This window comes from Pseudogemmobacter hezensis (assembly GCF_013155295.1).
In the GTDB taxonomy this organism is placed as follows: domain Bacteria; phylum Pseudomonadota; class Alphaproteobacteria; order Rhodobacterales; family Rhodobacteraceae; genus Pseudogemmobacter; species Pseudogemmobacter hezensis.
Genome location: NZ_JABJXT010000004.1, coordinates 22,397 through 43,229 on the forward strand (window position 1 = coordinate 22,397; position 20,833 = coordinate 43,229).

At 64.6% G+C, this 20,833-nt stretch carries 16 protein-coding genes; 9 read left to right on the forward strand and 7 right to left on the reverse strand.

The features are described from left to right. Positions 1-20: 20 nt before the first annotated feature. On the reverse strand, positions 21-2,240 hold the full coding sequence (locus HOY34_RS05765; protein WP_172360772.1) for a rhamnan synthesis F family protein: 2,220 nt from the start codon (positions 2,238-2,240) through the stop codon (positions 21-23). Positions 2,241-2,564: 324 nt separating this feature from the next. On the opposite strand from HOY34_RS05765, the gene HOY34_RS05770 reads away from it, so the two are divergent. After that, on the forward strand, positions 2,565-2,765 hold the full coding sequence (locus HOY34_RS05770; RefSeq protein ID WP_172360774.1) for a DUF1127 domain-containing protein: 201 nt from the start codon (positions 2,565-2,567) through the stop codon (positions 2,763-2,765). Between the two features lie 97 nt (positions 2,766-2,862). Here the strand turns inward: HOY34_RS05770 and HOY34_RS05775 are convergent, their stop codons facing one another. The 6 genes from HOY34_RS05775 to HOY34_RS05800 form a co-directional block, all read right to left on the reverse strand. Then, the gene (locus tag HOY34_RS05775; protein ID WP_216654658.1) at positions 2,863-4,302 is read right to left on the reverse strand and encodes a gamma-aminobutyraldehyde dehydrogenase; all 1,440 of its coding nucleotides are present in this window, start codon (positions 4,300-4,302) and stop codon (positions 2,863-2,865) included. Positions 4,303-4,316: 14 nt separating this feature from the next. Further along, entirely contained in the window at positions 4,317-5,126 is an 810-nt protein-coding gene (locus tag HOY34_RS05780) for an ABC transporter permease (protein ID WP_172360776.1), read from the reverse strand. After that, positions 5,116-6,057, reverse strand: a complete 942-nt coding sequence (locus HOY34_RS05785) for an ABC transporter permease (protein WP_172360778.1) — start codon at positions 6,055-6,057, stop codon at positions 5,116-5,118. The genes HOY34_RS05780 and HOY34_RS05785 overlap by 11 nt, the downstream gene beginning before the upstream one ends. Further along, positions 6,054-7,040 carry an ABC transporter ATP-binding protein gene (locus tag HOY34_RS05790; protein ID WP_172360780.1) on the reverse strand — a complete coding sequence of 329 codons (987 nt, stop codon included), beginning with the start codon at positions 7,038-7,040 and terminating at the stop codon, positions 6,054-6,056. The genes HOY34_RS05785 and HOY34_RS05790 overlap by 4 nt, the downstream gene beginning before the upstream one ends. Before the next feature lie 111 nt (positions 7,041-7,151). Next, positions 7,152-8,309, reverse strand: a complete 1,158-nt coding sequence (locus tag HOY34_RS05795) for an ABC transporter substrate-binding protein (protein ID WP_172360782.1) — start codon at positions 8,307-8,309, stop codon at positions 7,152-7,154. Positions 8,310-8,573: 264 nt separating this feature from the next. After that, positions 8,574-9,476, reverse strand: a complete 903-nt coding sequence (locus HOY34_RS05800) for a LysR substrate-binding domain-containing protein (RefSeq protein WP_172360784.1) — start codon at positions 9,474-9,476, stop codon at positions 8,574-8,576. Between the two features lie 886 nt (positions 9,477-10,362). On the opposite strand from HOY34_RS05800, the gene HOY34_RS05810 reads away from it, so the two are divergent. The 8 genes from HOY34_RS05810 to dld all read left to right on the forward strand — a co-directional run bounded on the left by HOY34_RS05810 (position 10,363) and on the right by dld (position 20,738). Further along, entirely contained in the window at positions 10,363-11,880 is a 1,518-nt protein-coding gene (locus HOY34_RS05810) for an aldehyde dehydrogenase (NADP(+)) (protein WP_172360786.1), read from the forward strand. Between the two features lie 369 nt (positions 11,881-12,249). Then, entirely contained in the window at positions 12,250-13,161 is a 912-nt protein-coding gene (gene deoC / locus HOY34_RS05815) for a deoxyribose-phosphate aldolase (protein WP_253944255.1), read from the forward strand. Positions 13,162-13,171: 10 nt separating this feature from the next. Further along, a complete protein-coding gene (locus HOY34_RS05820; protein ID WP_172360790.1) occupies positions 13,172-15,544 on the forward strand; it encodes an aldehyde dehydrogenase family protein in 2,373 nt (790 codons plus the stop codon). Then, positions 15,541-16,191 carry an HAD family hydrolase gene (locus tag HOY34_RS05825; RefSeq protein WP_172360792.1) on the forward strand — a complete coding sequence of 217 codons (651 nt, stop codon included), beginning with the start codon at positions 15,541-15,543 and terminating at the stop codon, positions 16,189-16,191. The genes HOY34_RS05820 and HOY34_RS05825 overlap by 4 nt, the downstream gene beginning before the upstream one ends. A gap of 171 nt (positions 16,192-16,362) precedes the next feature. Further along, complete coding sequence (locus tag HOY34_RS05830) at positions 16,363-17,163, forward strand: FadR/GntR family transcriptional regulator (RefSeq protein WP_172360794.1); 801 nt, start codon at positions 16,363-16,365, stop codon at positions 17,161-17,163. 4 nt (positions 17,164-17,167) lie between these two features. Further along, complete coding sequence (locus HOY34_RS05835) at positions 17,168-17,950, forward strand: SDR family NAD(P)-dependent oxidoreductase (RefSeq protein WP_172360796.1); 783 nt, start codon at positions 17,168-17,170, stop codon at positions 17,948-17,950. 10 nt (positions 17,951-17,960) lie between these two features. Further along, a complete protein-coding gene (locus tag HOY34_RS05840; RefSeq protein WP_172360798.1) occupies positions 17,961-18,863 on the forward strand; it encodes an SMP-30/gluconolactonase/LRE family protein in 903 nt (300 codons plus the stop codon). A gap of 60 nt (positions 18,864-18,923) precedes the next feature. Next, a complete protein-coding gene (gene dld, locus HOY34_RS05845) occupies positions 18,924-20,738 on the forward strand; it encodes a D-lactate dehydrogenase (protein WP_172360800.1) in 1,815 nt (604 codons plus the stop codon). The last annotated feature ends 95 nt before the right edge of the window (positions 20,739-20,833 follow it).

The following is a 20,833-nucleotide window of genomic DNA, read 5'->3' on the forward strand; positions in this document are numbered from 1 at the left end:
GCGTTATGATCTGGCGGCGTTTACGGCGTGGCCAGATCGCTTTGAAAGGGCAGCTGACGGGCCTCAAGCGCGCGACGCAGCTCTCCGTTAGAGCCAAATCGCAGCTGGAATTTCGCATGCAGCCGGGTCTGGGCACCCGAAACCGGCATCAGATGATAGCCGCCGGTGGTGACCACCAGGCCCAGCATCCGCTCCAGCGCGTGGGCAAGGGTGCCGTCAACCTGGCCTGTCTCGGGCGGGAAATGCTGCGGGCCAAGATCCAGATCCAGCAGCGGGCGCAGCGCCGCCGTCCTGGCCCAGAACATCGAGCCCACCGGAAAACGCAGCTGGTTCGCCCCCGGCAGCGGTGTTTCCATCCCCAGCCGCCAGGCCAGCTCGCGGGCGATATCGAGATTGTCGCCCCAATGCGCCGCGCCCAGCACCTTGCGAAAGGTCAGCGGCGTGATCATGCCCAGCTGCGGGATGCTGTCGAAGAACGAGAGGATGCGGTTGACCTCTTGCTCTGGGCCCAGCAGGCAATCCAGGATATGCGACAGCCATTCATCCAGCGCCCCGGAATGCAGCGATTTCTTGCCATGAAGATGCAGCACGATGTCGTGGTTCTCATAGGCATCGGCAAAGCCGTATAGCTTCGGGTGAATGTCGCGGCCGCGATTTTTCATCACCCGGATGTCCGCATCCCCGATCCCGGCGGCATCCAGATGCTGGCCGATCCGCGCGGCTTTTTCAGGCGTATCGGTCGAAATATAAAGCCGCAGCGGGGCGTTGATATGCGCCAGCCTGGCGGCAAATACCGGGGTCAGCGCGTCATAATAAAGGTGGATGAAAACGCCGATTGCGCGGGCGGGCTGCGCAGGCTCGCGTCTTGGCCAAAGCCGCAGGCTGCTTTTGCCGCCATCGCGGTCGAAGCCCTCAGCCGTATGCGCCCAAAGCGGCTGGTCATTGATGACCCGGTTCAGCAGATAATCAGGCGGGGCATGCCCTGTCCTGAACGCAAGCGGAGAGGTGCGGTCCAGCAGCGCCTCATGCAGGCGGCGGGCGCGGGCGGCAAGGGCGGTGATGCGCGGCAGATCGCGGCCATCAGGTGATTTGCGGGCCTGCGCCTGCATCTCTCGCTGATCTGCCATCAGCGCATGGATCACCCCCTGATCGGCGGGCGCGGTTACTGGCTGGTCGGGCGGCAGGGCAGGGGCCACCGGATCCGCCAGATAGGCGGCCAGCGCCAGGATCTCCTGCGCCGATCCGTCAAGCGCTGCGGCCAGTGTCGTGGCCGAGCGGGCCGGATCGGCTGGCAAAGGCGGCGCCGCGGCCTTGTCCTGCATGATTTTCACAGCGGTTTTGCCCGCCGCTTCGGCCAGCAGCGCCCCGGCACAATCCAGCAGCACCCGTGCCGTCTGGTCAAAGCTGTGACGCGCCACCATTCGGTCATGCAAGGCCAGCCGCTCTGCCATGCTCAGCGCCGGGGCCTGCAGCCGCGCCGACAGCTGCGCTTGCAACTCGGCGCGGGTGGCGACCATGGTCAGTTCCGGCAGATCGGGGGCCGAAAAGCCCGCCACCGGGTCTGAGACCACCATCGCCCCCGCCATCAGCGCATCATAGCTGCGATTGCTCATGAAACCGAGGCGCGCCATATGCGGCATATGGCTGTTCAGGATCACCTTCGCGCGGGCGTAAGCCTCTGTCAGACCATCATAATCCAGCCGCTCGCCTTTCCACAGATGATCGGGGATCGCGCCTTTCCAGCCCGGCCCCCAGATCTGCGGCTGGAACCCCGCCGCCACCGCATCCAGCACGATGCGCCGCCCCGCTCGTTCCGCCAGGCCGCCAACAAAGAGCAGATCAATATCGGGCGCACCCGGCTCGCGGCGGCCCGGGTGGAAATGGCTGGCCTCGCTGGCCTGGGGCAGAAAGGTCATCGGGCAATTCAGCGCGCTATAGCGCTGGCTTAACACCTCTGAGGCGCAAAACCGCGCCTGATAGCGCCCCAGCATACCCATCGTCGCCAGATTGGGCGGGCTGATCATCCAAAGGATATTCGGCATGCCGGGCTGCGGCTCTTCGAGATGGGGGCCGACAATGCGGATCAGAACCGGGGCGTGGCCGGGCGGAAACCCGGGTCCGGCCAGAGGGGATTCGCCACGAAACAGCAGCTGCACCGGGGCGGCTGCCAGGCGGGTGATCGCGCGGCCCAGCCCCTCGGCGAATTGCGTGTCACCCCAGCTGGCCTGATTCGACCGCATCGCATTGACGCTGATATAGAAAGCAGGTTTCGCGCCGGGCAATCGGTGTCCTTACAGGTCGATGTTTTGGCCCGTAGTGGCGGGGCCCGCCGTAATGCGGCTGCCGCCATTGTTGCCACCCGTATCGGGCGCAGACAAGATCCACCGCATATCGGCGCCGATCCTGGCCGCGCCCCGATATACAGAGCCCGGTGCCGAGGCTTGCGATTTATGCAAGGCGGCAATGCTGCAGTGCAGCTAGCTTTGTCACAAAATGCATACTATTTCGGCGCTAACAGAGACGATGTGACGTCTCGATGGGCAGATTAAAAAGGAATAAAGATCATGGCCGCTTATACACTGGATCGCACTCAGGCTGTCGGCTCTGCTGCTGTGCAGCATGGTTCGGCCCTTGCGCGGCTGTTCTCTGGCATCAAAGCCTGGAATGAGCGCCGCCAGACCCGCAACGCGCTGAACCGTCTGACCGACCGCGAGCTTGCCGATATCGGCATCCTGCGCGCTGATATCGCAACGCTGGGCAAATAAGCCCGCGAGGCCGCTTAGGCCCCCGCCGTTTCGGGAAAAGATCCGATTGTGACAAACCGCGCCCGGCATCGCAGGGCGCGGTTTTGTTTTGCGCGGCCTAGTGGCGGATCATCACATGGCGCACGACCGTGTAATCTTCCAGCGAATAGCCCGACATATCCTTGCCATAGCCCGACTGTTTCAGCCCGCCATGCGGCATTTCATTGGTCAGCATGAAATGGGTGTTGATCCAGGTGCAGCCGTAACGCAGCTGCGCCGCCACCTCCATCGCGCGACCGGCATTGCCGGTCCAGACCGAGGACGCCAGACCATAATCGCTGTCATTGGCCCAGGAGATCGCCTGATCGGCATCGCTGAAGGGCGTGACTGAAACCACCGGGCCGAAAACCTCGCGCCGAACGATCTCATCTTCCTGGGTCGCGCCTGCCACCACGGTCGGGCGGTAGTAATAGCCCTGATCCAGCGATTCGCCGCCGGTGGTGACCTCGATATGGCTGACCTCGCGGGCGCGGTTGACGAAGCTGGCCACCCGGTCGCGCTGGCGCTGGCTGATCAGCGGCGGGATCTCGTTTTTCGAATCATCCGCGTCGCCAAGCGTGATCGAGGCGGCGGCAGCGGTCAGCTCTGCCACCAGTTTCTCATAGACCTTTTTGCCCGCATAGACGCGGCAGGCGGCGGTGCAGTCCTGGCCTGCGTTGTAGAAGGAAAACGCCCGCAGCCCCTCGACCACCGCCGGGATATCGGCGTCATCAAACACGAGGACGGGGGCCTTGCCGCCCAGTTCCAGATGGGTGCGCTTGACGGTTTTTGCGGCCGCATCCAGCATCTTCTTGCCGGTGGCGACATCGCCCGTCAGGCTGATCATGTCGATATTTTTGTGGTTGATCAGATGGTTGCCGACAGTCTGGCCGCGCCCGGTGACCACATTGACCACGCCCTCGGGCAGTTCCTCTGCCAGGATCCGCGCCATTTTCAGCGCGGTCAGCGGCGTCTGTTCTGATGGCTTGAACACCACCGTATTGCCGCCCGCAATCGCCGGGGCCAGCTTCCAGGCCATCATCATCAGCGGATAGTTCCAGGGCGCGATAGAGGCCACCACCCCCACCGCATCACGGCGCACCATGCTGGTATGTCCGGCCAGATATTCCCCCGCCAGCGCCCCATGCTGATTGCGCACCGCGCCTGCGAAAAAACGGTAGCAATCGACGGTCGCGGGCAGCTCGTCATTGGTGGCAAGGCCGATGGGCTTGCCGCAATTCAGCGCCTCAAGGGCGGCGAAATCGGCGGCCTCACGTTCAAGCCGGTCGGCGATGCGCAAGAGGGCAGCCGAGCGCTCGCCCGGGGTGGTGCGCGACCAATGGCCGAAGGCCTTATGCGCGGCGGCCACGGCGCGGTCGACCTGGGCCAGAGAGGCCTCTGGCAGATCAAGGATCACGCTGCCCGTGCGGGGGTTCAGGATCTGCTCGGGTGTTTCGGTGCCTGCCTCATGGCTGTTGCCAATCAGCAGCGATGTGTCGATCCGGGGAAGTGAGGTCATGAGAATGGCTCCTGTCATTTACCCATGCCGGCGGTCTCAGAGCCGCCGCGGGTCAGGTAATAGGCGATTAGGATCGGCAGGAAGGTGGCCATGAAAACCACGATTGCCACGACATTGGTGACCGGGCGCTGACGCGGGCGGACCAGCTCATTGAGCATCCAGATCGGCAGCGTCGATTGCTGTCCTGCGGTGAAGGTGGTGACGATAACCTCATCAAAAGACAGGGCAAATGCCAGCATCCCGCCCGCCAGCAGCGCCGAGCCAAGGTTCGGCAGCAGCACATAGCGGAAGGTCTGGAAAGCATTCGCGCCCAGATCGGCCGAGGCCTCCATGATGCCACCGGACAGGCGGCGCATGCGGGCAACGGCATTGTTGTAGACGATCACGATGCAAAAGGTCGCGTGGCCGAGAATGATCGTCCAGACCGAGAAGGGGATGCCCATGATGCCAAAGGCCGAGCGCAGGCTCATCCCCGTGATCACGCCTGGCAGCGCGATGGGCAGCAGCACCAGAAGCGTGATCTGATCGCGGCCGAAGAACTTTGTCCGGCTCATGGCGGCGGCGCAAAGCGTGCCCAGCACCATCGCCATCGCGGTCGAGATCGCGGCGACCTTCAGCGACAGGTAAAGCGGCGGCCAGATGTCGGGGCGCTCAAACCAGGCGACCGAGAACCATTTCGTGGTCAGGCCCGGCGGCGGGAACTGATAGGTCTTTTCCTCGGTCGTGAAGGCGTAAAGGAAGATCAGCAGGATCGGCAGATGCAGGAACAAAAGGCCCAGCACGGCACCGATGCGCAGCAAAAGGGTGGGGCGGTCAGAGTGCATCAAAAGCCCCCGCGCGTTTGGCCAGCCACAGATAGACCAGCATGATCAGGATCGGCACGACCGCGAAGGCGGCGGCCAGCGGGATGTTTCCGGCGGTGCCTTGCAGCTGATAAACCGCCATCCCGATGAAATTCGCTGAATTTCCAACGATTTGCGGGATGATGTAATCGCCCAGCGTCAGCGAGAAGGTAAATATCGACCCCGCGATCACCCCGGGCAGCGCCAGCGGCAGGATCACGGTGCGAAAGGTCTGGCCGCGCGTTGCGCCCAGATCGGCCGAGGCCTCCAGCATCGAGGTCGGCACCCGCTCCAGCGCTGCCTGCATCGGCAGGATCATATAGGGCAACCAGACATAGACGAAGACCATGAAAGTCCCCAAGGGCGAGGTCGACAGGGACGAGCTGCCAATCACCGGCAGGGCCAGCAGCCCGTCGATGATGAAAGAGGTGCCGGTGGCATTGGCAGCCCAGGACAGGATGCCCTCTTTCGCCAGGATCAGTTTCCAGGCGTAGACCTTGACCAGATAGCTGGACCACAAAGGCAGCATGACGCCCAGGTAGAACACCGCCTTCCAGTGGCCTTTGGCGAAACGCGCCGCGTAATAGGCGATGGGAAAGGCGATTGCGGCGCAGGCCAGCGTGACGGCGGCGGCCATCACCACGGTGCGGATCAGGATGTCCAGGTTTTGCGGGCGCAGCAGTTCGCCATAGGTTTTCAGCGTCAGCTCCTGGCGGACCATGCCCGAAAACTCGTCGATCGAGTAGAAGCTTTGCAACAGCAGCGCCAGCAGCGAGCCAAGGTAAATCACCCCCAGCCACAACAGCGGCGGCAACAGCAAAAGCAGCAGGAAAATGCCGGGGCGGCGCCAGAACAGCCCGGTCAGCCGGTCGGCAATGCCGCGGGTCGGCAGGGTGGCGGTGGAGGGGGTCATTTCTCCTCCATCACGTTCAGGGCTGCGGCGTCGAAATTCAGATATGCGATGCTGCCCTCGGCGGGGACGGGCTGGCCTGCGGGCACGAAAGCGGCGACCTGGGTGCCCTCGGCGTCGATCACAACGCGGGTGCCCGCGCCCAGATAACGCAGCGCGGTGACGGGGCCGAAAAGCGGGCCCGCGTCTGCAAGGCGGATCTGCTCGGGCCGGATAGAGGACCATTGCGCAGGCCCGCCCAGTTTTTGCGTAAGCTGGGGCGGCAGCACGTTGGACGATCCGACGAAGTCGGCGACAAAGCGGGTGCGCGGGCGGTCATAAACCTCAGCGGGGGTGCCGATCTGCGCGATTTTCCCATCCGAGAAGACCGCCAGGCTGTCGGCCATCGACAGCGCCTCATGCTGGTCATGGGTGACGAAAACAAAGGTCAGGCCCAGGCGGTGCTGCAGGGCTTTCAGCTCATCCTGCATCGCCTCGCGCAGTTTCAGATCCAGCGCGCCGAGCGGCTCGTCCAGCAAAAGAACGCGTGGCTTGTTGACCAGGGCGCGCGCCAGGGCGACGCGCTGACGCTGACCGCCTGAAAGCTGGCTGGGCTTGCGATCGCCAAACTGGCCCAGCTTGACCAGATCCAGCATTTCCTCGGCCTGCGAGAGGCGCTCGCGCTTGCCCATACCCTTGACCATCAGCCCATAAGCGACATTGTCGCGAACCGACATATGCGGGAAAAGCGCGTAGTCCTGAAAGACGGTATTGACGTTGCGCAGATGCGGCGGCGTGTTCGAGACATCCTCGCCAAAGATCCTGATCTGGCCGCCGGTTGGCTGTTCAAACCCGGAAATAAGCCGCAGGCAGGTGGTCTTACCAGAGCCAGACGGCCCCAGCATGGCAAAGAAAGAGCCCTCTTCGATCTGCAGATCCACGCCATCCACGGCTTTCACAGAGCCAAAATGGCGTGAGGTATCTGAAAACTCGACGGCGATGGTCATGGCAAGGCGCCCCGGACAAAATACGACCTCTGGCACGGGCAGAGGGCCCGCGCCTTTGGGTCAGGGAGGGATGGGAAAGGGCCCGCCCGAGGGCAGGCCCCGAGGTATGGATCAGCGACCGCCGATCACGCCGATATAGTCGGAAACCCAGCGGTAATAGGGCACGCAGGCGCCTTCGCCAGCCGCACAATTCGAGACCGGGGTGGTCCAGAATTTGATCCGCTCGAAATCATCCAGACCGTTTTTGGTGCAAATCTCCGGCGTCAGCATGCCGCGCTTGTCGGTGCAGGCCGCCAGCACGCTGGGGTTGGCGCCAAACCAGACCGCAAGGTCGGATTGCAGGTTCGACGACAGCTGGTGATCGAACCACATATAGGCGCAGTTCGGGTTTTTGGCGTTCACATGCAGCATCGAGGTATCGGCCCAGCCCGTCGCGCCCTCTTTCGGGATCACGCTGGCCACCGGCACGCCATCGGCCTGCAAAAGGTTGACCATGAAGGGCCAGGACCCAGAGGCGACGATACCCTCATTCTTGAAGTCATCCATCTGGATGAAGGCGTCATGCCAGTAGCGGCTGGTCAGCTCGCGCTGGCCGCGCAGAAGATCCAGCGCGGCGGCATATTGATCCTCGTTCAGCTCATAGACCGAGGTGATGCCCAGTTCCGGCTTGTTCGCCATCAGATATTGCGCGGCATCGGCGATATAGATCGGGCCGTCATAGGCCTGAACGCGACCCTTGTTCGATTTGCCATCGGGCAGGGTCTGCTCTTCAAACACCACATTCCAGGAGGTGGGGGCCTCTTTGAAGACCTCGGTGTTATACATCAGCACATTCGGCCCCCACATATAGGGAACGCCGTAATGAACACCGTCAACCGTGTGCCAGGGCGCGTTCTTCAGACGGTCATCGACGTCTTTCCAGGACGGCACCAGATCGACATTCACCGGCTGCACCCGCCCGCCCGCGATCAGCCGCAGCGAGGCATCGCCCGAGGCGGTGACCAGGTCAAACCCACCCTCATTCATCAGCGCGACCATCTCATCCGAGGTGGCAGCGGTCTTGACCGAGACCTTGCAGCCGGTCTTTTCCTCAAACCCCGTCACCCAGTCAAAGGCCGGATCGGTCTCACCGCGCTCGATATAGCCGGCCCAGGCCACGATCGACAGCTGGCCCTCGCCCGGGCCGATTTCAGCGATCTGGGCCATAACCGGGGTCACAGCCGTCAGGGTGGCCAGCGCCGTCGTCCCGATCAGTTTCAGGTATTTCATCCGATCTCTCCCGTTGGATGGGCCATGCCGCAGAGGGCACGGGCACGCGTTTCGTCGCCTGAGGCGATCTTCTGCGCCCAGGGTGATTTGCGCGCGCGGCTTTCGCAATAACAAAATAGTGATGGCTGCAATCGGTTTTTCCGATATGTCAGCTAAGGTATGGGCCTGACATGACTTTGCCTGAAACCAGAGCGCGAAGCGCCCTGATGTCTGTGCCTGAAATTTCAGCATTTACGGCAAAGCCGCCCCGGGTCAGGGATGGCGTCAGCGGCTGGAAATCGCCCCCTGGGCCGAGCGCACGAAATTTCGCGCCGGTTGTGACAGCGGTGCGCCGCGCCGCCAGGCCAGCCCCACCTGCACGCTGGGCAGATCGCCCGAGACATCGCGGGTGGCGATCCGGTCGCCTTCCAGCGACCAGGGGCGGTAGACCAGGCTCGGCAGCAGGGCCAGCCCCGCCCCGGTGGCGACCAGGCTGCGCACCGCCTCGACGCTGCGGGTGCGGAAGGCGACTTTTGGCTTCACCGGCAGCGAATTGGTCATTTTGCGGGTCGATTCCTCGATCTCATCGACCATCAGCTGGATCAGTGGCTGGCCTGCCAGTTCCTCCAGGGCGATGGTCTCCTGGTCGGCCAGCGGATGGCCCAGCGGCATCCACAGCCGATAGGGCGAGACCTGCAGCGTTTCGACATGCAGCGCCATGCGGTCCTTGACGGAAGAGGTGACCAGCACCGCCACATCCAGCTCGCCGCCGATCAGCAGATGCTGCAGATATTCGGTGCTGTCCTCGATCACCGACAGCTCGATGCCCGGCCAGGCGCGGCGATAGCGCGACAGGATATCAGAGAGCACATAGCCCGCCACCAGCGAGGTGACGCCCAGCGACAGCCGTCCCGTCGCCGCCTCGGCCTCGTCCCGAAAGGCCGAGCGGGCGGTTGAAACATCGGTCAGGATCTGGCGGGCATGGCGCAGGAAGGCCTGGCCCTTCTGGGTGATCTCAAGGCCCCGGCCGTGGCGGTCGAACAGCCCGACGCCGAGGTCATCCTCCAGGGCGCGGATTGCCTCGGTGACCGAGCTTTGGCTGATTGACAGCGAGCGCGCCGCCCCGGTCACCGATCCGGTTTCGGCCACGGCGACAAAGAATTGCAACTGGCGAAGCGTGAAGGCCATCGGTCTCTCTGCTGGGCGGCGGATTGGCCGTTTATAGCCCGCAGCTTATGCGCAGGGGAAGCTATGACAGCAGCCAGACGCCGATGGCCAGCGTGATCAGGGTGACCGGGGCGCCGATGCGCAGCCAGGCCCGGAAGCTGATGGTGATCCCCTCACGCGCGGCGCGTTCGGCGACGATCAGATTGGCGACAGAGCCGGGCAGGGTATCTGTTCAGCGACAAGGGACTGCGCCGCCTTTACGCCTATGTCGAGGATCACAATCTCGCTTCGCAGCGGCTTTGCGAAAAGCTCGGCATGCGCCGCGAGGGCCTATTCGTCGAATTTGTGTCCTTCACCACGGATCCGGCCGGAAATCCCATCTACGAAAACACCATGCAATACGCGATCCTGCGCCGGGAATGGTTTGCCAGGGGCAATCAGGATCCGGCCCAGGGCGTTTCGCGGTACCTTAAATAGGTGACTGCCAACTTGATTTTGCGATGAGTGTAATGCCCCGCGTGGTAAGGCGGCTCTCCGCCTTTCGCTCAAGGTGCTGTTTGGGTTGCTGCTCCGTCAACCGACAGGGTTCGTGGAGATCCGCATCACACCCATGAACCCTTGCACATCACCCGGCACGCCCGAGACTGCGCGCAAGCGCCGAAGATAGCCGGGAAAGGGACAGGTTCGGCCGCATCCGAATAGCGCAACAAAGGCGCTGCGATTAAGCCGTTCGCGCTCAAATAATCACAGGTCAGCTCCGCAAGCGAATAGCAGGCTTGCTGCGAAGCGCAGGTGACTGAGGATCTGTTCGCCTGGGCAGATTGCCAGCGGATCGCTATGGACCAGCGGGGGCAGAGGGCATTATGTGCAGGCACCGCTTTTGTTTACCGAACAGAAAGAGACTGAAATGAGCTTTACCCCCCATGGCAAACATCTGATCGCAGGCGAATGGGTCAGCGGTGAGAGCCGTTTCACCTCTGAACCCGCCCATGGCAGCGCTTATGAATTCTCGGTCGGCACGGTTGATCTGGTCAATCGCGCCGCCCTGGCCGCCGAAGAGGCCTTCTGGTCCTATGGCTGGGCTTCGCGCGAAGACCGTGCCACCTTCCTTGAAACCATCGCCGATGAGATCGAGGCCCGCGCCGAGGCGATCACCGAAATCGGTTCCTCGGAAACCGGCCTGCCCGCCGCACGTTTGCAGGGCGAGCGGGGCCGCACCACCGGCCAGCTGCGGCTGTTCGCGGCCCATATCCGCAAGGGCGACTACCTTGACCGCCGCCATGACGCAGCGCTGCCCGATCGTCAGCCGCTGCCGCGCCCCGATCTGAAACTGCTGGAACGCCCCATCGGCCCGGTCGCGGTCTTTGGTGCCTCAAACTTCCCGCTGGCCTTCTCGACGGCGGGCGGTGACACGGCGGCGGCGCTGGCGGCGGGCTGCCCGGTCGTGGTCAAGGGCCATTCCGCCCATCCCGGCACCGGCGAGATCATCGCCGAGGCAGTCCATGCCGCGATCGCAAAATGTGGTGTGCATCCGGGCGTATTCAGCCTGATCCAGGGCGGTCGCCGCGATGTGGGCACGGCATTGGTGCAGCATCCGCTGATCCGCGCCGTCGGCTTTACCGGCAGCCTTGCGGGCGGCCGCGCCCTTTTCGATCTTTGCGCCCAACGCCCCGAGCCGATCCCCTTCTTCGGCGAGCTGGGCTCGGTCAACCCGATGTTCATTCTGCCCGAGGCCGCCAAAGCCCGCGCCGAGGCACTGGGCCAGGCCTGGGCCGGCTCGCTGACCATGGGGGCGGGGCAGTTCTGCACCAATCCCGGCATCGCCGTGGTGATCGACGGGCCGGATGCGGATCGTCTGATCGCGGCCACCAAAGAGGCGCTGGCGAAAATCGGCCCGCAACCCATGCTGACGCCCGGCATCGCCCAGGCCTATCAGGACGGCCAGGCCCGGCTGCGCGGGCGCAACAGCGTGAAAGCGGTTTTTGAAAGCACCTCTGAGGGCCGCAACGCGCTGCCCAATCTCTATGAGACCAGCGGCGCGGAATTCCTGGCCGATCACGCGCTGTCCGAAGAGGTTTTCGGGCCGCTTGGCCTGGTGGTGCGCGTCGGCTCTGCCGATGAGATGCAGCGCCTGGCTCTGGGCTTTGAGGGGCAGCTGACCGCGACGATCCATATGGATGCGGGCGATACCCCCGCTGCGCAGCGCCTGCTGCCGGTGCTGGAGCGCAAGGCTGGCCGCGTGCTGGTGAACGGCTTCCCGACCGGGGTCGAGGTGGCCGATGCCATGGTGCATGGCGGGCCCTATCCGGCCTCGACCAATTTCGGCGCCACATCGGTCGGCACGCTGTCGATCCGCCGCTTCCTGCGCCCGGTGTCCTATCAGAACCTGCCAGAGGCGCTGGTGCCTGCCGATTTCAACGCCTGAAACGGCAACCTCTGATCTGGAAAGGCGCGGCCATCCGGCTGCGCCTTTTCTTATGATCCGGGGCAGCCCCAGGACGCCCCCCCAGGATGGGCCCCCAGGACGGGCCCGCAAAACGGACACGCGCCTTCCCGCCGTCTGGTCTGCCCTTGCAAAGAGGCAGTCGAAATCCCCGCGCCGATGTTGCATGATCTGCCTGACGCCAGCCCCGAGGCCCCGCAGCCGTGGATTCTGGCAACTATGGTATTGGAGCATATCTAAATGACCGCTGACTCTGCAGCAGCCGGGGCCGCCTTGTCTGGCCGGGATGATCAAAAGCCCGCCCATCTGCCAAATGCGCCCCGCAACCCCGGCATCCCCCTTGATCTGGCGATGTTTGAGGGGCACGGCGTCAACCGCCAGGCGGCAGAGCGTCGGGCGGCATCGCTGGGGGCGCGGCGCTCGGTCAAGAAAGACCATCAGGCGGCCTGGCTGATCAATGCGGTCCGCTGCATCGACCTGACCACACTTGCGGGCGATGACACCGCAGATCGTGTCCGCCGCCTTTGCGCGAAGGCGCGCCAGCCGCTGGCCCCGCATATCATTCAGGGCCTGGGCATTGAGAACCTGAGGCTGACCACCGGCGCGGTCTGCGTTTACCCGACCATGGTCACCCATGCGGCAAAGGCGCTGCAGGGCACGGGGATCCCGGTCGCCTCGGTCGCCACCGGCTTTCCGGCGGGGCTGATGCCCCTGAACCTGCGGCTGGAAGAGATCCGCTATGCGGTGGCTGAGGGCGCCGATGAGATCGACATCGTCATCACCCGCGAACATGTGCTGACCGCGAACTGGCAGGCGCTTTATGATGAGGTGGCCGCCATGCGCGAGGCCTGCGGCCCGGCCCATCTGAAGGCGATCCTGGCCACGGGCGACTTGCAGACGCTGCGCAATGTCTATTCGGCCTCAATGGTGGCGATGCAGGCGGGGGCGGATTTCATCAAGACCTCGACCGGGAAAGAGGGCGTCAATGCGACGCTTCCGGTCAGCCTGGTAATGGTGCGGGCGCTGCGCGACTATCTGGATGCCACCGGCCACGCCATCGGGTTCAAACCCGCAGGCGGGATGAAATCGGCGAAAGACGCGCTGAACTGGCAGTTCCTGATGCGTGAGGAAATGGGCCGCGACTGGCTGCAGCCGCATCTCTTCCGGCTGGGGGCCTCTTCCATGCTGGGCGATATCGAGCGGCAGCTGGAACATCATGTCACCGGACGCTATTCGTCCGCATCGCGGCTTGCGCTGGCGTAAGGGGGATAAAATGAACAAGATCAATGAGATCCTGACCACGATGGACTATGGCACCGCCCCCGAAGACAGCTCTGTCGTGCGCGAATGGCTGCAAGGCCATCAGGCGGGCTTTGGCCATTTTATCAATGGCCAGTTCACCGCGCCCGCCCAGACTTTCGCGGTGACCAATCCCGCGAATGGCGAGGTGATCGCCCATGTCTCGCAAGGCTCTGACGCCGATATCGAGGCCGCTGTCAAAGCCGCCCGCACAGCCCAGGGCAAATGGGCGGCGCTGCCCGGCCATGCGCGGGCAAAGCATCTTTACGCGCTGGCCCGCCACGTGCAGCAGCATGCGCGTTTTCTGGCGGTGCTGGAAACCATCGACAACGGCAAGCCGATCCGCGAAAGCCGCGACATCGATATCCCCCTGGTCGCCCGCCATTTCTATCACCATGCAGGCTGGGCTGAGATCCTGGCGGATGAGTTTCCGGGCGCCGCGCCGCATGGCGTTTGCGGCCAGGTGATCCCGTGGAATTTCCCGCTGCTGATGCTGGCCTGGAAGGTCGCGCCCGCGCTGGCGGCCGGAAATACCGTGGTGCTGAAACCCGCCGAATATACGCCGCTGACCGCGCTGGCCTTCGCCGAAATCGCGCGTGAGGCCGGGCTGCCCAAGGGCGTTCTGAACATCGTCACCGGCGACGGGGCGACGGGTGCGGCGCTGACCGGGCACCCGGGCGTGGACAAGGTGGCCTTTACCGGCTCGACCGCTGTGGGGCGGCAGATCCGCCGCCAGATCGCCGGATCGGGCAAGGCGCTGACGCTGGAGTTGGGCGGAAAATCCCCCTTTATCGTCTTTGCCGATGCCGATCTTGATGCCGCGGTCGAGGGCGTCGTTGACAGCATCTGGTTCAACCAGGGCCAGGTCTGCTGCGCGGGTTCACGCATCCTGGTGGCCGAGGCGGTGGCAGAGCGTTTCACCACGCTTCTGAAGCGCCGCATGACCACCCTGCGCACCGGCGATCCGATGGATAAATCCATCGATATCGGCGCAATCGTGCATCCGGTGCAGCTGGCGCGGATCACGGATCTGGTGGAAAAAGGCCGTGCCGAGGGGGCGGTTCTGCACCAAAGCGCGATGGATACTGCCCCCAAAGGCGGCTGTTTCTACCCCGCGACGCTGGCCACCGGGGTCGAACCCGCCTCGATCCTGGCGAGCGAGGAAATCTTTGGCCCGGTTGCCACCCTGACCCCCTTCCGCACCCCCGAGGATGCGGTGGCGCTGGCCAATAACACCCGCTATGGCCTCGCCGCCTCGGTCTGGTCGGAAAATATCAATCTGGCGCTGGATGTGGGGGCCCGCGTGCGTGCGGGCGTCGTCTGGATCAACGGCGCCAATATCTTTGACGCAGGCGCAGGCTTTGGCGGCACCCGCGAAAGCGGCTTTGGCCGCGAAGGCGGGCGCGAGGGCATGGCGGCCTATCTGAAACAGCCCGCACCAAAGGCGAAAAAGCCCGAATCCACCCCCCCCGCCCCCGATGCCAGCCCGGCAGAGGCGCTGCCCGCCACCGCCATCGACCGCACGGCGAAGCTTTACATCGGCGGCAAACAGGCGCGGCCCGATTCCGGCTATTCCTATGTGGTTCACGGCAGCAAGGGCCCGGTCGGCCTGGCCCCTCTGGGCAGCCGCAAGGATATCCGCAACGCGGTCGAGGCGGCGCATGCGGCCAAAGGCTGGGGCGCACAGACCGGGCATAACCGCGCCCAGGTGCTTTATTATCTGGCTGAAAACCTCTCGGCCCGGGCGGCAGAGTTTGAGGATCGTCTGCGCAGCTTTGGCCAGCCCGCACCGGCGGCGAAGGCCGAGGTCGAAACCGCGATCCGCCGCATCTTCTGGTATGCCGCCCAGGCCGATAAATTCGACGGCGCGGTGCATTCGACGAAATCGGCGCATGTGACCCTGGCCCTGCATGAGCCGATCGGCGTCATGGGCGTCGTCTGCCCGCTGGCGCTGCCGCTTCTGGGGCTGGTGTCGCTGGTGCTGCCTGCGGTGGCGATGGGCAATCGGGTGGTGGTGGTGCCCTCGCAGATCCATCCGCTTGCTGCGAGCGACCTTTATCAGGTGTTTGAAACCTCAGACCTGCCGGGCGGCGTGATCAATATCGTCACCGGCGAGCGTGAGGCCCTGGCCGCCACGCTTGCCGCGCATGATGATGTCGATGCGCTTTGGTATTTCGGCACGGCCTCTGGGGGTGCTGCGGTGGAATCCGCCTCGGCCGGCAATCTGAAACAGACCTGGACCGAGGATGGCGCGGCCCGCAACTGGCTGTCGGGCGAGGGCCAGGGCCGTCAGTTCCTGGCGCGTGCCACCCAGGTCAAAAACATCTGGGTGCCCTACGGCGAATGATCATCTTTGATTGTGACGGGGTTCTTGTTGACAGCGAGATCCTCTCGAATGCCATCGACGCCCAGCTGATGACTGCCGCAGGCTGGCCGATCACGGCGGGTGACATCATCCGCGGCCATATCGGTCAGCCCAAAGCAGTGATCTGGGCGCAGATCGCCGCCCTGCGCGGTGCCCCCTGGCCCGAGGGCCTGCTGGAAGAGGCCGATGCGCTGCTTTGGCAGCGTATGGCGACAGAGCTGCAGCCCGTCGAAGGCATCCGCGACGCGCTGGAACGGCTGCCCGGGCCGAAGGCGGTGGCCTCTTCATCGGCGCTGCCGAAACTGCGACGATCCTTAGAGGTCTGCGGGCTTTCAGACTTTTTCGGCCCGCATGTCTATTCGGCAAGCCAGGTGGCACGCGGCAAACCCTTCCCCGATGTCTTTCTGTTTGCTGCCCGCCAATGCGGGGTCGATCCGGCCGATTGCCTGGTGGTCGAGGACAGTGTCGCAGGCGTCACGGCGGCGCGGGCGGCGGGGATGCGGGTGGTTGGCCTGACCGCAGGCCGCCACAGCTGGCCAGAGCACGGCCCGCAGCTGATGGCGGCGGGGGCCGCGCGGATCTTCACCCGCAGCGCCGATCTGACGCAGGCGGCGCTGGCCGCGCTATAGCGGCGCTCCCCTTTGTTGGGCCAGGTGGTGCGATATTCGCCCATTTTCGGGTGAAACTGCGCTGCGACCCCCTGTATTCCCCATGTTCAAATCTGCACATTGACCTTGCGTTGATTTTGGCCCAACAAATGCCGCCAGAGGGGGCGGTGCCAGGGGCCGCCCGGGGACGGCATGGACAGCGATTCAAATCAGACCGGACGCCTTTCGGCCACCGACCGCCTGGTCGGGCAGATTCGCCTGCTGATCTCGGATCGCGGGCTGGGCCTTGGCGATCCGCTGCCCACCGAACGCGAGCTGGGCGAGCAGTTCCAGGCCGGGCGCAATACCGTGCGCGAGGCTTTGCAGGTGCTGCGCGCCTATGGGATGATCGAAAGCAGGCCGAAGATCGGTGCCGTCATCGCTGGCGGCCAGGGCGAGGCGCTGCGCCGTCTGTTCGCCTTTCACAATGACATCTCGCCCGGCAGTTTCCGCGATCTGCAGGGCTTTCGCAAAATCCTGGAAATCGGCGTCTGCGATCATCTGATCGTGCATGGGCAAGAGGCGGACTTCGACCGTCTTGACGCGCTGAATGACCGCATCCTGGCCGCCGACAGCGTTGAGGCCTCGGCCCGCGCCGATTTCGCCTTTCATGAGGCGCTGATCGCCCTGGCCGACAACCGCACCACGCTGGCGACCTGGCAGATGCTGGGCACCGTGATCGAGCATCTGATGCGGGTCGGCAAATCCAGCCGCATGGTCAATGCCCAGACCCATGCCGCCCATGCCGAAATCGTTGCCGCGCTGCGGGCCCGCGACCGCATCGCCTATACCTATCTGATGAGCCGCCATCTCGATTATGGCCTGCGTTTCGTCGCGCCTGACACCTGGCCCACGACGGTGCCGGCCACGGCGTCGACTGCAGTGCCGACCACCGCCCCGGCTGTCGGGCCCAACCCTGTGCCGCTATCAGAGCCTTTAACCCCTGAAGGATAAGATCATGCCCGAATTCGATGGAAAGGTTGCCATTGCCACCGGAACGACCGGGATCGGCCGCGCCTCGGCGCTGCGCCTGGCCGAGGGCGGGGCGCAGGTGGTGTCTTTTGGGATCGACCCGGCCGCGAATGCAGAGCTGGACGCGATTGCAGCCGCACGCGGGCTGACGCTTGCCACCCGGCTGACCGATGTCTCAGATGAGGGGCAGGTCCAGGCGGCGGTGGCCGAAGTGGTTCAGGCCCATGGCGGGCTGGATATCATCGTCAACTCGGCCGCTGTGCACCCCTATGGCACCGTGGTCACCACCGATCAGACCAGCTGGAACCGCTGCATGGAGGTCAATGTCGGCTCGATCTATCTGACCGGGCGCTTTGGCATCCCGCATATGATCCGGCGCGGCGGCGGGGCGGTGGTGAATATCTCATCGGTGCAGGGGAATGCCTGCCAGCCCAATGTTGCGGCCTATGTGGCGTCAAAAGGGGCGATCCATGCGCTGACCCGCGCGATGGCGCTGGATTTTGCCGCAGACAAGGTGCGGGTCAATTCGGTCAGCCCCGGCTCGGTGCGCACGCCGATCCTGTCTTTGTCGGCGCAGATGTTCGGGGGCGGCGAAAGCGAGGATGAGATCTTCGCCCGTTTCGGCGCGGCCCACCCCATTGGCCGCATTGGTGAGCCGGAAGAAGTGGCTGAGATGGTGGCCTATCTGGCCTCGGAGCGGGCGTCATTCGTGACAGGGGCGGATTTCCGCATCGATGGCGGTCTGCTGGCCGGCATCGGCGTGCGCTGAGGGCGGGCCGATGTCAGCACCGACCTGTATCGCGCCCAGTGGCGACCGCTGCGGCGAAGCCGCCACCTGGTCTGCCGCCGAGGCGGCGCTTTACTGGGTCGATATCAACCGCTTCCTGATCCATCGCCTGGATGAGGCCAGCGGCGCGGTCAGAAGCTGGTTCTTCGATCAGCCGGTGACCGCGCTGGCGCTGGCGGGGGAGGGCTGCCTGCTGGTCGCGCTTGGTGATCGGCTGATCTGGTGGTGGCCCGCCACCGATCGCCGCCAGGACCACGGTTTTCAGCTGTCGGGCGCGCCGCATCTGCGCCTGAACGATGGCCGCGCCGATCCGCTGGGGAATTTCTGGGTCGGCTCGATGAAGAACAACGTCAACGCCGATGGCAGCGCGGGCGAGGTCGCCAAAGGCCAGGGCAGCCTGTATCGCATCGCGCCTGACGGCTCGGTTTCGCAATGGCGGCACGGCCTTGGCATCCCCAATACCCTGTGCTGGAGCCCGGAGGGCACCACCTTCTACTTTGGCGACACGCTGGAAGATACGATCTTCGCCTGGGATTTCGACCCGGCCAGCGGCGACATCAGCAATGAGCGGGTGTTCTTCGCGGGCGCTGCGGCGGGCGCAGGTGGGCGCGGTCTGCCCGATGGCTCGACCATCGACGCAGGCGGTTATCTGTGGAACTGCCGCTATGGCGGCGGCGCGGTTTTGCGCATCGCCCCCGATGGGCGGCTGGCGCAAACCATTCCGCTGCCGGTCAGCAATGTGACCACCTGCACCTTTGGCGGCGCGGATCTGCGCACCCTTTACATCACCACCGCCAGCGCGGGCGCAGGCCCCGGCGAGCGTCTGGCAGGCGGGCTGTTCGCAATCCGCACCGAGGTGCCGGGCCTGCCTGAAAACCACGTTCACCGTATCTGACGCCGCATCTGGCCCCTCACCCGTCTGGCGCAAAGTCTGACCCATCAGAGTAGATCGCAAATGTCCTCTCCCGCATCCCCGACCCCGACCCAGACCCAGACCCCGACCGCTGATCCTGCGGCTGACCGCTCTCGCGCCCGGCTGCTGGCCGATCTGGTGGCGATTTCCGGCAAGGCCCATGTGCTGACCGCGCCCCGCCTGACGCGCCGCTACAGCCGGGGCATCCGCTTCGGCGGTGGCCCGGTGGCGGCGGTGGTGCGCCCGGGCAGCCTGGTTGAGATGTGGCGCATCCTGCGGGTGGCGGTTGCCGCCGGGCGGGCGGTGATCTTCCAGGCCGCCAATACCGGGCTGACCGGCGGCTCTACCCCCTGGGGCCAGGCCTATGACCGTGAAATCGTTCTGATTTCGGTCATGCGCATTGCGGGCATCCATCCGCTGGATCAGGGCCGCCAGGTGCTGTGCCTGCCCGGCGCGACCCTTGACCGGCTGGAAAAAACCCTGCGCCCCTTCGGCCGCGAGCCGCATTCGGTGATCGGCTCCAGCTGTATCGGGGCCTCGGTTCTGGGCGGCATCTGCAACAATTCCGGCGGCTCGCTGATCCGGCGCGGGCCCGCCTATACAGAGCTGGCGCTTTACGCCGAGGTGCGTGCGGATGGTCAGGTCGCGCTGGTCAACCATCTGGGCCTTGAGCTGGGCGATGACCCCGAAGAGATCCTGACCCGGGTGGAAAAGGGCGATCTGCCCGCGCCGCAACCCGGCGAGGCCTGGGCCTCTGACCATGAATATGCCGATCACGTCCGCCAGATTGGCGAGGCGACGCCGGCACGCTTCAACGCCGATCCCCGCCGCCTGCATGAGGCCTCGGGCTGTGCGGGCAAGCTGGCGGTTTTCGCGGTGCGGCTGGACACATTCGAGGCCGAGAAAGAGAGCGCCGTCTTCTACATCGGCACCAATGATGCGGCAGAGCTGACCACGATCCGCCGCCATATCCTGGCCAATTTCCGCAGCCTGCCCATCGCGGGCGAATATATCCACCGCGAGGCCTATGACATCGCCGCCCGCTACGGCAAGGACACCTTCCTTTTCATCAAACACCTGGGCACCGACCGCATGCCCGCGCTTTTCGCCACCAAGGCCCGGGTTGACGCCCTGACCGAGAGGCTGGGCCTGGGCGTCACCATCTCTGACCGCATCGCCCAGGGCATTTCCCGCCTGATGCCGCAGCATCTGCCCAAACGGATGAACGCCTTCCGCGACCGCTATGAGCATCACCTCGTGCTGCGCATGGCCGGAGAGGGGATCAAAGAGGCCCGCGACTGGCTGGGGGCGCGGTTCCCCTCGGGCAGCGGTGATATGTTTGAATGCACCAGCGAAGAGGGGCGCGACGCTTTCCTGCATCGTTTCGCGGTGGCGGGGGCGGCGGGGCGTTACCGCGCGATCCACAAATCCCGGGTCGAGGATATCGTGGCGCTTGATATCGCGCTGCGCCGCAACGACGAGGACTGGGTCGAGACCCTCCCCGCATCCCTTGAGACGCAGATCGAGAAGAAACTCTATTACGGGCATTTCTTCTGCCATGTTTTCCACCAGGACTATGTGGTGAAAAAGGGCAATGACTGTATCGCGCTGGAACATGCGATGTGGGATCTGCTGGACCAGCGCGGCGCGGAATACCCGGCCGAGCACAACGTCGGCCATCTTTACAAGGCCAAGCCCGCGCTGGCCGATTTCTATCGCCGGATCGACCCGACAAACACGCTGAACCCCGGTATCGGCCAGACCTCCTGCTGTGCGGGCTGGCATGAGAACGGCGCGCATCAGCATGCAGATGCGGCGGGGCATACGGCAGATCAGGCGGCGGGGCAGGATCGGTGATCGCCGCCGCATCTGCAGCATATCCGGCGCGGGGCGCGTTTCGCAGCGGCGAAAGAAGTTGCTCATATCATGAGCAACTTTCCTCGCGCATGACA

Excerpts from the sequence above, each read along its gene's own strand:
- dld (WP_172360800.1), top strand. The coding sequence starts at position 18,924 with ATGTCCTCTCCCGCATCCCCGACCCCGACCCAGACCCAGACCCCGACC.
- HOY34_RS05830 (WP_172360794.1), top strand. The coding sequence starts at position 16,363 with ATGGACAGCGATTCAAATCAGACCGGACGCCTTTCGGCCACCGACCGC.
- HOY34_RS05820 (WP_172360790.1), top strand. The coding sequence starts at position 13,172 with ATGAACAAGATCAATGAGATCCTGACCACGATGGACTATGGCACCGCC.
- HOY34_RS05800 (WP_172360784.1), bottom strand. The coding sequence starts at position 9,476 with ATGGCCTTCACGCTTCGCCAGTTGCAATTCTTTGTCGCCGTGGCCGAA.
- HOY34_RS05795 (WP_172360782.1), bottom strand. The coding sequence starts at position 8,309 with ATGAAATACCTGAAACTGATCGGGACGACGGCGCTGGCCACCCTGACG.
- HOY34_RS05790 (WP_172360780.1), bottom strand. The coding sequence starts at position 7,040 with ATGACCATCGCCGTCGAGTTTTCAGATACCTCACGCCATTTTGGCTCT.
- HOY34_RS05780 (WP_172360776.1), bottom strand. The coding sequence starts at position 5,126 with ATGCACTCTGACCGCCCCACCCTTTTGCTGCGCATCGGTGCCGTGCTG.
- HOY34_RS05775 (WP_216654658.1), bottom strand. The coding sequence starts at position 4,302 with ATGACCTCACTTCCCCGGATCGACACATCGCTGCTGATTGGCAACAGC.
- deoC (WP_253944255.1), top strand. The coding sequence starts at position 12,250 with ATGTTTGAGGGGCACGGCGTCAACCGCCAGGCGGCAGAGCGTCGGGCG.
- HOY34_RS05810 (WP_172360786.1), top strand. The coding sequence starts at position 10,363 with ATGAGCTTTACCCCCCATGGCAAACATCTGATCGCAGGCGAATGGGTC.
- HOY34_RS05840 (WP_172360798.1), top strand. The coding sequence starts at position 17,961 with ATGTCAGCACCGACCTGTATCGCGCCCAGTGGCGACCGCTGCGGCGAA.
- HOY34_RS05835 (WP_172360796.1), top strand. The coding sequence starts at position 17,168 with ATGCCCGAATTCGATGGAAAGGTTGCCATTGCCACCGGAACGACCGGG.
- HOY34_RS05825 (WP_172360792.1), top strand. The coding sequence starts at position 15,541 with ATGATCATCTTTGATTGTGACGGGGTTCTTGTTGACAGCGAGATCCTC.
- HOY34_RS05765 (WP_172360772.1), bottom strand. The coding sequence starts at position 2,240 with ATGCGGTCGAATCAGGCCAGCTGGGGTGACACGCAATTCGCCGAGGGG.
- HOY34_RS05785 (WP_172360778.1), bottom strand. The coding sequence starts at position 6,057 with ATGACCCCCTCCACCGCCACCCTGCCGACCCGCGGCATTGCCGACCGG.
- HOY34_RS05770 (WP_172360774.1), top strand. The coding sequence starts at position 2,565 with ATGGCCGCTTATACACTGGATCGCACTCAGGCTGTCGGCTCTGCTGCT.